Genomic DNA, 13221 nt, shown 5'->3' with positions numbered 1-13221 from the left:
TATACTGAATAGAGTTAAAGCAACATTATATTATTTTAGATATTAAGGTTCTCATCTATTTTTATAGGTGAGAACCTTATTTTTTATATTCGTATTTGTAACAATCTACGTATTTGAAATTGTGATGCTTTTATATTAATAGCTATTTTCGTTATAAATTACGTTTTCTTTAATAAGAATATCTATAGGAAGGTATATTTTACGATCAGGAATAGTGTTTTTAACCAAATAGTCATTCATTAATTTAATGGCATTATAACCTTGGTCAAATGGTTTTTGAGAAATTAAATACGATACAGAATCTGTCATTAAACATTCAACATTTTGGGGAGTATTGTCAAACCCAATCAATTCAATATTATTAAGATATTCATCTTTCATAGAATCAACAATCATATGTATTCGGCTAGAAGGCACAAACACACCTTTAATATCTGGATGATTTTTTAAATACGTATTAATTCTTGTTTTACGTATTGATTTAGACTCTTGATTTTCAATTTCAAGGGTAAGAATTTTATGTGGAATATTATGTTCTATAAAATATTTAGTAAAACCTTCTATGCGTTTAAAAACAGCATTATTATTCGTAATATTTTTTCTGGATTGAATGATTAAAAATGAAGAAGATTCAAGCGTTTTAGATTGCATTAACTTAGCAGCAATATAGCCTGCTGTAAAAGCATCTTGTCCCACAAAAGATAGGTTATTAAAGCCTTCAATTTCAATATTTAAAAATATGTAAGGGATGTTTTTTGCTTCTAAAACAGCAACAATTTCTTTTGTTTCTTCAGAAAAACTAGGTGCAATAATAAAAGCAGAAGGATTAGATTTTAATAGCTCGTTAAAGGCGTTAATATAAGATTCTGGTTTTTGCTGGTTATAAGTTAATGTTAGTACTTGTGTGCCAAAAGTTTTAATGTCTTCGGCTGCTTTAGTGATTCCTATGTTCGGAGATTTCCAAAACAAATCAGATGTATTATGTACTGGAATTAAAGCTGCAATAGAGAATTTGTTTTTTAAAGCTAGGGCACTTGCTACAGGATTAACACTAAAATTATGAGCTTTTATTATGGCTTTAATTTTGGTCTCTGTTTTTTTTGATACGCCACCACGGTTATGTAAAACACGATCAACGGTTCCTTCAGATACATTTGCTTCTTGAGCAATTTCTTTGATGGTTTTCATAAACTAATCATATTATAAAGTCTATATTTTATTAAAATATGTGATAAATATATACAACATTTTTGTGTGCGCACACGTTTTTTTGTTATTTTTGTGTGTGCGCACACGAAATATGTGTTTCGCAATAATTTAATATAAAAATAGTAATATCTAAAAATATGAGTAAAGTAGTAGTAGTAACTGGAGCAGGAGGTGTGTTATGTAGCACATTAGCTAAGGCTTTGGCTAAACAAGGTCACAAAATAGCAGTTTTAGATTTAAAAAAAGAAGCAGCAGCTAAAGTTGCTGAAGAGATTAGTGCCGAAGGAGGTCACGCTATTGGAGTTGTTGCAAATGTGCTAGAAAAAGCTTCTTTAGAAGCAGCTAAAGCAGAAGTAAATGAGAAATTAGGAGCATGTGATATTTTGGTTAATGGCGCAGGTGGTAATCACCCATTAGGAACAACATCTAATCCACATTTATTAGAAACAGATTTAGAAAACACAACAGAAGGTTTTAAAACTTTTTTCGATTTAGATCCTAAAGGAATTGAGTTTGTATTCAACTTAAACTTTATAGGGACATTATTACCAACCCAAATTTTTGCTAAAGATATGGTTGGTAAAAAAGGCTGTAGTATTTTAAATATTTCATCTATGAATGCTTTTACACCACTTACTAAAATTCCAGCTTACAGTGGGGCAAAAGCTGCTGTGTCAAATTTTACACAATGGTTAGCAGTCCATTTTTCTAAAGTTGGTATTCGTGTAAATGCTTTAGCTCCAGGATTTTTTCTTACAGAACAAAATAGAACTTTGTTAACTAATGAAGATGGAAGTTTAACACAACGCGGTCAACAAATCATAGATCAAACTCCAATGGGAAGATATGGTGTGCCAGAAGATTTGGTAAGTACAACTTTATACTTATGCGATGATGCTTCAGCTTTTGTTACAGGAGTGGTAATACCAATTGATGGTGGATTTAGTGCATATAGTGGTGTTTAATTTAAATAAAAAATAAGATGGAACAAACATGGCGTTGGTACGGGCCAAACGATCCCGTATCTTTATCAGATATAAAACAAGCAGGTGCAACAGGAATTGTAAATGCATTACATCATATTCCAAATGGAACGGTTTGGAGTGTTGAAGAGATTACAAAACGAAGAGAAGCCATTGAAGAAATGGGATTAACATGGAGCGTAGTAGAAAGTATTCCGGTTCATGAAAACATTAAAACACGTTCTGGTAATTTTCAAGAATATATTGAAAACTATAAACAAAGTATTAGAAATTTAGCACAATGTGGTGTGCAAATTGTATGCTACAATTTTATGCCAGTATTAGACTGGACACGTACAGATCTGGCTTTTGAAGTAGAAGATGGTTCTAAAGCTTTACGTTTTGATGTAGTGGCGTTTGCAGCATTCGAGCTGTATTTATTGCAACGTCCAGGTGCAGAAGAGGCCTATTCTGAGAATTTAAAAGCCGAAGCTAAAACCTATGTAGAAAATCTTACTGAAAACGAAAAACAACAACTTATAAATAATATTATAGCAGGTTTACCAGGTGCAGAAGAAGGCTATACTTTAGAGCAATTTCAGACAATTTTAGACACGTATGCAGCTATAGACGCAAAACAATTAAGAGCGAATTTGGTTGCTTTTTTAAAGGAAATTATTCCCGTTGCAGCACAAAATAATGTGTTAATGTGTATCCATCCAGACGATCCTCCTTATCCTATTTTAGGTTTACCAAGAGTGGTAAGCACAGAAGCAGATTATGCATATTTATTCGAGCAAGTACCCGACAGAGCTAATGGAATTACATTTTGTACAGGGTCTTTAGGAGTGCGGGCAGATAATGATTTATTAAAGATTTTTAACCGCTTTGCAAATCGTGTACATTTTTTACACTTTAGAAGTACACAACGCGATGCTAAAGGAAATTTTTATGAAGCGAATCATTTAGAAGGCGATGTGGATATGTTTAGTGTTGTTAAAGCAGTTGTTTTAGAAGAACGCAGAAGAGCAGCATTAGGAATGAAAGATGCAAGGATTCCAATGCGCCCAGATCATGGCCATCAAATGTTAGATGATTTACATAAAAAAACAAATCCAGGATATTCCGGAATAGGGAGATTAAGAGGTTTGGCAGAATTACGTGGTTTAGAACTGGGAATTAAAAATTCATTGTAAATAGTTAAATATAAACAAACTAACTAATTATATAAAACTAAACCTATGAGTACGACATTTATTCATGATAATTTTCTTTTAGAAAATAAGTATGCAGAAGAACTTTATCATAATTATTCAAAAAATCAACCTATTATAGATTATCATAATCATCTTGCTCCACAACAAATTGCAGACGATGTTATTTTTGATAGTATCACTAAAGTTTGGATTAATGGCGATCACTACAAATGGCGTGCAATGAGAACTTTAGGTGTTAATGAACAATATATAACAGGTAAAAGTTCAGATAAAGATAAGTTTTTAAATTGGGCAAAAACGGTGCCTTATACTATGCGAAATCCGTTATACCACTGGACGCATCTGGAACTAAAAAGATATTTTGATATTGATGAGTTACTAAATGAAACAAATGCAGAAAAAATTTGGGAAGAAACACGAATCAAACTACAATCTGAAGCATATAGTTGTAGACGTTTACTAAAAAAAGTAAATGCAGAATTGGTATGTACTACAGAAGATCCTATAGATACACTAGAGCATCATCATACATTGGCTAAAGCTGATTATAATGTAAAAGTAAGTACAGCTTTTAGACCAGATAAAGCCATATTTATATCTCATAAAGGCTATAACGAGTATTTAATTGCATTAGGTAATGTTGCAGGCGTACATATTAATTCTTTCACGAGTTTATGTGATGCCTTAATTAAACGTATACAGTTTTTTCATGATAGTGGTTGTAGACTTTGTGATCATGGTTTAGATAAAATTTACTTCGAAAACTATACAGAAAATGAAGTAAATTCAATTTTATTAAAGCAATTAGAAGGACAGCCAATTACAACAACCGAAGCTGCTAAATTTCAAAGTGCTGTTTTAATATTTTTATGCGAGACGTATCATGAATTTGGTTGGGTACAACAATTTCATTTAGGTGCTTTACGTAATAATAATTCACGTATGCACAGTCTTTTAGGTCCCGATACAGGTTGGGATTCTATTGGAGACTATCCACAGGCGCAAAAACTTTCAGCTTTTTTAAATGCCTTGGATAGTAAAAATAAATTAACTAAAACCATTATTTACAATCTTAACCCAGCCGATAATGAAGTGATGGCTACCATGATTGGTAACTTTAATGATGGTAGCATTAAAGGTAAAATACAATGGGGATCCGGATGGTGGTTTTTAGATCAAAAAGACGGAATGACAAAGCAATTAAATACACTTTCTAATATGGGATTAATTAGTTGTTTTGTTGGAATGTTAACAGACTCTAGAAGTTTTCTCTCATTTCCACGACATGAATATTTTAGAAGGATACTATGTAATCTTTTAGGCGACGAAATTAAACGTGGTGAGTTGCCTAATGATATGGAGTGGATAGGTAAATTGGTGTCTGATATAAGTTATAATAATGCTAAAAACTATTTTGATTTTTAAAATTCATTTTTAATAATACAAACAGAACTATGTAAACCGCTTGTAAAGTGAATTTAATAGTTCTGTTTTAGTTTAAGTAATGTATGTAAATTAATTAAACAGTATTAATAAGTGTATGTCTTTATTTTAGTGTTCTAAATCATATCAAAAAGGGAGTGTTCGTTAAATTGCTGTTGTTCTCTAAATTTTAATTCGTATTCTTCTTGTTGTCTGTTGTATTGTGTTTTTAGTCTGTTATAAGTATTTAAAGACCAATTAGTCACTGTTGTAGGTTTGTCTTCTAGTTCACATGCAATTAAAAGATTAAATGTATAATGTTTAGTAGCTCTTAAAAATAAAGAAAAAGGCAATTCATTTGTGCAATTTAGACAACTAGAACTAATGTCTTTTAAATTAATTTCTAATTCGCCATTTAAACACGAGTAACAATGTTCGGAATCAAGCGCTTGATTTAAAATTGTTTTTTGGCCTTCTTCAAGCGGGTTAATGTTTAGAGATTTTCCTGCAATCTTTAAATTTACATATAAATAAGTTTCGTCATTTGTATATAATTTATAATGTAAAACTGCTTTAATAGGAGTATATCCTTTTGGTATTTTTATTTTATGAACTGTAAGGATGTCTGGTGTAAAACTTGCAACACTATTGTGATTAGTAACTGCTTTTTGATATTCAAAAGACATTCTAAGATGTCTTCTGTTGGATTTTGAAGGAGCGAGTTGTGGTCCTGCAGTATGCGTTTCAAAATGTTCAGGAATTAGTAAATCTAGAGTCCCTTTTTTTAAGTTGTCATAGATTTTATTAACCTCTGTTCGTTTTTTTAAGGCTTGTTGCTTTATAGCATCTTTTGAAGGTAATAATGGGATGTCGCGGAATATGTTATCAATAGCTATCATAATACAAAGAGATTAAGAATTAATAGCGATTATTGAAATTCATTACAACATCCAAAAAATGTTTCCTACTATAAATTAGTATTAGAATTTCAAAATCATCAATAGTTAATGTAATTCATGGTTTTTTATTTACTTAAATTTACCTATAAAATTTTATATGTATGCTGAAATTCATGTATTTAACTTTTATTTGTAGTCTAATTCAGTATTAAAAATCATTTTGTAATATTCTCTTACAAGTAATTATAAGTATTCCTTTTTAAGACTTAACAAAATCTGTAGTTCTAACTAATTATTTCTATAAATTACGAATAATTTCTAATGATTGATAGAAATCTACAGGAATATAATAGTATTTGGGAGAATTAAATAGTATGGAGATTATATTAATTATGTAATAAAATGATGAAATTTTAGAGTAAAAATCTAATAATGTCTTGTTAGAAGTGCAATTAATGTTAAAAAATGATTTTTGTTCATGATTCTGTAATTAAATTAAGAATCATATAGCTATTAAGAAAAGAATAGGTAGTTTTAGAATTAATTTGTTGATAATTTCAATGGTTTTACATAATTACGATAATGAAGATATACTTATAAATCGATTAAGAGCAGGGGATGAAACGGCTTATAAACATTTATATACGTTATATTATTCAGAGCTGTGTAATTATATAAATACGCTTTCTGGAAGCATGGATGTTTCCCAAGACTTGGTTCAGCAAGCCTTTATTAAAGTGTGGCACAAAAGAGAATCATTTACTATAGAGCATTCATTAAAAAAATACATCTTCAGAATTGCCTATAATCTGTTTATAGATTTAACTCGAGAACATTCAAAAAAGAATTTATTAATAGAACAATTAAAGTATCAGGTTGTTAATGATATGGTAGAAAGTCCTACTGTAGATTTCGATAAAATGCTTAATCTTTTAATTACTGAAGTAGATAAATTACCCGAACAGTGTAAAAAAGTATTTCTTCTAGGAAAGAAAGATGGCTTAAAATATAGAGAAATAGCTGAAGAGTTAAATATATCTATTAAAACTGTTGAAAGACATATGACTAAGGCTTTAAAACGGTTAAGAGAAAACCTAAAAGATAATTCTGATTCTGTTTTTCTTATTATTACTTATCTAAACAGAAGCTTCTTTTTGAAAAGGTAAATTTCATTTTATTTAAAAATATTATCAATATAGAGTGGGGGTATTTAATAAAACGCACGTCTTAGCTATATATGTTTAATATTTTTGTTAAAAATGAAAGAATTTAGTGCTAATAAAATTATCGTAAAGTATTTGTCTTCTGAAGCTACAGCAACAGAAAAAGAGCAACTTTATACTTGGGTTGAAACGAGAAAGAATCGAAAGATTTTTAAAGAGTTCGTAAAAGCACAACAATTAATAGATATAAAATATAAGTCTGTAGACTCCGAATCTGCTTTTATTGATTTTTTAAACCAAATTAGTACTGATAAAAAACAAAGTAACTTAAACGCGTTTGTACCTTATCTTAAATATGCTGCTATATTTATAGGTGTATGTTTTGCTACATTTTATTTCTCTAAGAATATAATAAATTCTAATTCAGCTTTAAATCCTAACGAGGTTACTTTACAATTAGCAAACGAAACCATAAACCTATTTGAAGATAAAGTTATAACGAATACTAAAGGCGAAGCCATTGCTATTGTAGAAAACGGAATTTTAAAGTATAATAAAGTATCTTCTAGCAATAAAAAAGCCAAAACCAACTTAAACATTTTAAAGGTACCATATGGTAAAACATTTAAAGTAATGTTGGCAGACGGGTCATTAGTACAATTAAATTCTGGATCTGTTTTTAAATACCCAAATGTATTCACTCAAAGTAAACCTAGAGAAGTATATCTGGAAGGCGAAGGTTATTTTAATGTTTCTAAGGATAAATCTCACTCATTTTTAGTGGCTTCAGAAACTAGTATTGTAAAAGTTTTTGGAACACAATTTAATGTGTCTTCATACCCAGAAAATTGTAACACAGAAATAGTATTGGTAGAAGGTTCTGTAGGTGTAAAGCAGAAATCAGGTCCTAAAGCTAAAGATTCATTTCAATTAATAACGCCTTCTCAAAAAGCAAGTCTATTACAAAACTCTAATACGTTTGAAATTACAGATGTAGATGTTCAGAAATATATAGGATGGACTAAAGGGTTAATTGTTTTTGATAATGAGAGTCTTAAAGGAATGATTAAAACACTTGAACGCCGTTATAATGTCTCAATTATAAATAATTATAATGAAATAAATTCATTACGATTTAACGGAAGTTTTCAGAAAGATAGTATTGAGCAAATATTAAATACTATTAAAATGCACACAAACTTTTCTTATACAAGAAAAGGGAAAACTATAATAATAACTAACCCTAAAAATTGATTATATGATTTTATAAAAATGAAAAAAGTAACGTTTTAAGTAACTCAAATCAATTTAAGTTAAATAGCCACTTTTAAAACGGATACTAAACTTTCTTAAATAAGAAAAACGCTTATTACCAACCCTTAAACAATTAATAACTTTATGAAAAGAAAAATACACAATATAAAAAGACCAAATGTTACAAATGTAACAAAAGCTATCTTTTTAATGTCTCTCCTTTTTGTTACTAATGTGAATGCAACAGTTCTAAAAGTTCAAAACGAGATGGTTGTATCTGTTAATTTAAAAAACAAACCACTCGATAAAGTATTTGAAACTATAACAAAATCTTCAGGTTATCGTTTTTTCTACGAAACGTCAGAAATAGATGTTCATAAAAAAATAAATTTAGAATCTAATAAGGTTCTTATAACTGAATTATTAAATGAATTATCTAATAGTTCAGATTTAAATTACAAAATCAATTCTAATCAGATTGTTGTTACTAAAAAACTTCACGATTTATCTTCGATAGAAAAAAATGATTTAAAGGAGGATGAGGCTGTTCAGGCCATTCTAAAAGGAACAATTGTAGATGATACAGGCTTCCCATTAGCAGGAGCAACTGCGCAAATTAAAGGAACAAGTATAGGTGTAATTTCAGATATAGATGGGAATTTTGAAATTGAAATTCCGAGTGGCGAAGTCATTATTATCGTGTCTTTTGTTGGTTACCAGACGCAGCATGTAGATGTTTCAGGAAAAACATCTATAACTGTAACTTTATCTGGAGATGCCGCAGCATTAGACGAAGTTGTTGTTGTAGGTTATGGTTCTTTATCTAAAAAGAGAGTTACAGGTGCCGTTGCGTCAGTTTCTCCTGCTGCAATTGCAGATATCCCTGTAGTAAGTGTAGAAAATGCTATTGTTGGTCAGGTAGCAGGTGTTCAGGTACAGGAAGTCTCTGGAGAACCCGGATCAAGTCCTAATATTAGAGTGCGTGGTTCAGGGTCTATCTCTGCGGGTAACGACCCTTTATTTGTTGTAGACGGTGTGCCAATCTCTAAAAATTTAACAACATTAGGTATTCAGGGAGATTTGGAGCGTAGAGGTGGATCTTTTCAAGCGCCTCCTGTAAATCCTTTAGCCACTATTAACCCGAATGATATAGCTTCCATCGAGATTTTAAAAGATGCATCTGCGGCGGCAATTTATGGATCTCGAGGTGGTAATGGTGTAGTATTAATTACAACTAAAAATGGTACATCATCAGATAAAGGTGTGCTGTCTTTCGATACGTTTTATACTGTACAAAGTGTCGCTAATAAAGTAGATTTAATGAATTCTGAAGAGTTAATAGATTATACTAGAGATTCTAGAAACAACGCTTATTTATCGGACTTTCCAGATGCTTCTGCAAATGATCCTATGGGACCTGGAGAAAGAGGTAATGAAAACTACGAAATGCCAGAATCTTTTTTAAATTGGGACGGTACAGATACAGATTGGCAAGATTTAATTTTTAAAACGGGATCTATACAAAGTTATAACCTGTCTTACGACACACCAATATCTAATAAGACAAGTTACCATGCTTCAGGAGGCTACTTCAAGCAAGAAGGAATTATTCCTAACTCTAGTTTTGAACGTTATAACTTGATGTTAAACTTAAATTCTAAGTTAAACGATAAGTTTACTTTAGATTTAAGAATTACACCAACTATTACCGAAAATCAAAGACAACCTGCCTCTGCACCATATTTTGCTAGGCCTCCAGGAATTGTATATTCTGCTTTGGTACAATCACCAACTGTAGCTCCTTATAATGAAGACGGTTCTCCTAACCAAACAAATAATCAATCTCATTTAGGAGGAGGAACAACAACAGCAAGTAATCCGTTAGCTATTATTGATGCTGTCGATGATAAGTTATTTCAATTTCAAACCCGAGCGTCTTTAGGGTTATCTTACGAGATTCAACCAGGTTTAACTTTTAAAACATTTGGAGGCTCTTATGTAAATCTTTATAATCGAGATTTTTATAGAGCAAATACATTACTTTATAGAGAAGCCACAGAAGGCGAATCTTATGCACAAGCATCTTCTTCAACAGAGTTAAATTGGCTTTGGGAAAACACTATAAATTGGGAAAAAGAAATAGGTGTTCATTATTTTAATGCTGTTGCAGGATACTCTGCTCAAAAAGACATCATTACAATTAAGCAAGTTCAAGCAGATAATTTTCCAGACGATTTAGTGCATACTATTAGTGGTGGACAAGTTTTCGCGGGGAGTTCTGCTAGAGAAGAGTGGTCTTTAGCTTCTGCATTATTTAGAATGAACTATAGTTATAACGATAAATATTTGTTTACAGGTACATTTAGATCAGATACATCTTCAAGATTTGGAAAAGATAATCAGACAGGATACTTTCCGTCTTTCTCTTTAGGATGGCGTGTTAGCGAAGAAGATTTTATGGATAATCTAGATGTTGTATCAGAATTAAAACTAAGATTTAGTTGGGGAGAAACAGGGAACTTCGAAATTCCTAATTATGGTGCTATCGGATTACTATCTCCTAATAACTATAATTATAGCGGAAACGAGGCTAATGGATTAATGCAATCTACTATCCCTAATCCAGAATTAACTTGGGAAAAATCGGCACAAACAAATGTTGGTATTGAGTTAGGGGTAATTAACAACCGAATATTCTTATTAGCAGATTATTATAGAACAATCACATCAGACTTACTTTTAAATGTAGGTATAACCTCGGTTTCAGGTTTTGAAACAACTTTACAAAACATTGGAGAAGTTAAAAATGAAGGTTTTGAAATTGCCTTAAAAAGTAGAAATTTAGTAGGGGAATTTACTTGGGAGACAGGTCTTAATTTTTCAACAAATAAAAACGAAGTGTTATCTCTTAACGGAGATGGAGAGCCTATTTATTCAGAAGGTAGTGCAGGAATTAGGCATATAACAAAGGTTGGTGAGGCAATTGGAAGTTATTATGGGTATGTTGTAGAAGGTATTTATCAAAATGAAGCAGATATACAAAATGCTCCTGTAGATACTCAAGCACCAAATGCAGGACCAGGAGATTTTAAATTTAAAGATGTAAATGGTGATGGAGAAATAACACCAGATGATAGAACGGTAACAGGAAGCTATTTTCCAGATTTTACTTGGGGTATGTCCAATAAATTCACTTATAAAGGTGTAGATTTTACATTCTTAATTCAAGGTGTAGAAGGTAACGAGGTTTTAAACTTAACTTCTAGACACTTAAAAAATGGAGAAGCAAATTTTAACTCGTATGCAGTCTTTAATAATAGATGGAAATCCGAGGCAGATCCTGGAAACGGAAATATTCCTAGAGCAGATAGATTATCAGGAAATCATGGTAATAATAACAGAATTTCATCTTTTCAAGTAGAGGATGGATCTTTTATAAGATTAAGAAATATGACATTAGGATATACATTACCTAGTAAAGAAGTGTTTGGAGAGTCTATTGAAAGATTAAGATTCTTTGTAACGGGAACTAATTTGTTCACTATAACAGATTATTTAGGCTACAATCCAGAGGTAAGTAATAGCCCTACAAGTAGTTTAACACCAGGAGAGGATTATGGAGCTTATCCATTAACTAAGTCATTTACTGTGGGATTAAATCTTTCTTTCTAATTTAAAAACAACGCAATATGAAAAAAAAATATATATGCCTTATAGCCCTAATTACACTAAACGCTTGTAGTGACGATTTTACAGATTTAGCACCAATTTCTAATAGAAATGAAGCTGATTTCTATACTACAGAAAATGATTTTGTTTCAGCAATAAATGCGAGTTATGCAGGTCTGCAAGACGATGGAGTTTACGGACGTGCCTATTGGACCATGTTCGAAATGAGAGGAGATAATACAGATCAAGGTGCAGATGGTACAGGTTTAGCAAGACAATTTACCGAAATAAATGCTTTTACAGAAGATGCCTTAAACGAGCAAGTTACCGCAGCATGGACAGGATCTTACTCGGTAATAGCTAACTGCAATGTTATTTTATCTAGAATTGAAGGAATAGAAATGACTGAGTCTATTAAAACAAGAATTATAGGGGAAGCTTTATTTCTAAGATCTTTAATGTATTATCATTTAGCAGTTGCTTATGGTAACATACCGTTGCAATTAGAACCTTTTACAACAGGAGATGAGTTAACACAAGTTGATGCCTCAACAGTATATAGCCAATTGATTTTAGATTTAACAACAGCTGAAGCAAACTTAAGCATTTCTTATGGAGCCAGCGATTTAGGTCGGGCTACTAAAGGTGCAGCGGCAACATTATTAGCTAAAGTGTTATTAACTACAAATCAGAAATCTGAAGCAACAACAGTATTAAGAAGAATACAAACCAGCTATGGTTATAGTTTAGTAGAAGATTATTCCGATTTATGGGGAGCAACTAACGAGCATAATGAAGAATCTATTTTTGAAGTTGAATATATGGGAGGTGGAATAGGACAGGGAAGTGCCTTTACAAACGATTTTTCTCCAAGTGCATTTTTACAAACGGGATCAGGATATGGAAGAAACAGACCTACATCAGAAATGGAAACATCGTATTTAGAAGGAGATAAAAGATTTTTGTCCTCTATGGGAACTACCTATATAAATGCTACAGGAGAAACTATAGATGCAAATTATGTTAGAAAATATGAAAGTGATCCCCCAACAGAATACGATTCAGATATAAACTTTATGGTTTTTAGATATGCAGATGTTTTATTAATGCTTGCTGAAGCATTAGGAGAATCTGATGAAGCTTATAGTTTAATTAATCAAGTTAGAGATCGTGCAGGTTTAGGACCAATTAGTACTACAACTCCGGGGACTTTTGAAGAGAAACTTTTAGAAGAAAGACAACTAGAACTTGCTTTTGAAAATCATAGATGGCCAGATTTAAAACGTTTTGGAGTGGCTGCAGAAAAAGTGAGTGCAGCAGAATCATTTATTTCTGCTTCAAGCGTAAGAGATTTGTTCTTTATACCTCAAAGAGAAATGGATATTAACACAAACTTTGTGCAAAATTCCAATTAAATAGAGCTCTA

At 31.4% G+C, this 13221-nt stretch carries 9 protein-coding genes; 7 read left to right on the top strand and 2 right to left on the bottom strand.

The window, feature by feature from the left end; all coding sequences use genetic code 11:
• Positions 1–135 precede the first annotated feature (135 nt).
• Positions 136–1188 (bottom strand): LacI family DNA-binding transcriptional regulator, encoded by a 1053-nt coding sequence (locus tag FNB79_RS14860; RefSeq protein ID WP_143382107.1) that lies wholly within the window; start codon positions 1186–1188, stop codon positions 136–138.
• Between the two features lie 158 nt (positions 1189–1346).
• On the opposite strand from FNB79_RS14860, the gene FNB79_RS14855 reads away from it, so the two are divergent.
• The 3 genes from FNB79_RS14855 to uxaC are packed head-to-tail and all read left to right on the top strand — an operon-like array spanning position 1347 to position 4813.
• Positions 1347–2174 carry an SDR family oxidoreductase gene (locus FNB79_RS14855; RefSeq protein ID WP_143382106.1) on the top strand — a complete coding sequence of 276 codons (828 nt, stop codon included), beginning with the start codon at positions 1347–1349 and terminating at the stop codon, positions 2172–2174.
• 17 nt (positions 2175–2191) lie between these two features.
• Positions 2192–3367: a mannonate dehydratase gene (gene uxuA / locus FNB79_RS14850; protein ID WP_143382105.1), complete on the top strand. Its 1176-nt coding sequence runs from the start codon at positions 2192–2194 to the stop codon at positions 3365–3367.
• Between the two features lie 45 nt (positions 3368–3412).
• Positions 3413–4813 carry a glucuronate isomerase gene (uxaC, locus tag FNB79_RS14845; protein ID WP_143382104.1) on the top strand — a complete coding sequence of 467 codons (1401 nt, stop codon included), beginning with the start codon at positions 3413–3415 and terminating at the stop codon, positions 4811–4813.
• A gap of 134 nt (positions 4814–4947) precedes the next feature.
• On the opposite strand, the gene FNB79_RS14840 is transcribed toward uxaC, so the two are convergent.
• Positions 4948–5709: a hypothetical protein gene (locus FNB79_RS14840; protein WP_143382103.1), complete on the bottom strand. Its 762-nt coding sequence runs from the start codon at positions 5707–5709 to the stop codon at positions 4948–4950.
• A 560-nt stretch (positions 5710–6269) separates the two neighbouring features.
• Here FNB79_RS14840 and FNB79_RS14835 point away from each other — a divergent pair.
• The 4 genes from FNB79_RS14835 to FNB79_RS14820 all read left to right on the top strand — a co-directional run bounded on the left by FNB79_RS14835 (position 6270) and on the right by FNB79_RS14820 (position 13210).
• The gene (locus FNB79_RS14835) at positions 6270–6875 is read left to right on the top strand and encodes an RNA polymerase sigma factor (RefSeq protein ID WP_143382102.1); all 606 of its coding nucleotides are present in this window, start codon (positions 6270–6272) and stop codon (positions 6873–6875) included.
• A 93-nt stretch (positions 6876–6968) separates the two neighbouring features.
• Complete coding sequence (locus FNB79_RS14830; protein ID WP_143382101.1) at positions 6969–8126, top strand: FecR family protein; 1158 nt, start codon at positions 6969–6971, stop codon at positions 8124–8126.
• A gap of 144 nt (positions 8127–8270) precedes the next feature.
• A complete protein-coding gene (locus FNB79_RS14825; RefSeq protein ID WP_246073282.1) occupies positions 8271–11798 on the top strand; it encodes a TonB-dependent receptor in 3528 nt (1175 codons plus the stop codon).
• 17 nt (positions 11799–11815) lie between these two features.
• Positions 11816–13210 carry a RagB/SusD family nutrient uptake outer membrane protein gene (locus FNB79_RS14820; protein WP_143382100.1) on the top strand — a complete coding sequence of 465 codons (1395 nt, stop codon included), beginning with the start codon at positions 11816–11818 and terminating at the stop codon, positions 13208–13210.
• The last annotated feature ends 11 nt before the right edge of the window (positions 13211–13221 follow it).

The organism is Formosa sediminum, assembly GCF_007197735.1.
In the GTDB taxonomy this organism is placed as follows: domain Bacteria; phylum Bacteroidota; class Bacteroidia; order Flavobacteriales; family Flavobacteriaceae; genus Formosa; species Formosa sediminum.
This window is presented reverse-complemented; position numbering and strand designations above follow the sequence as displayed.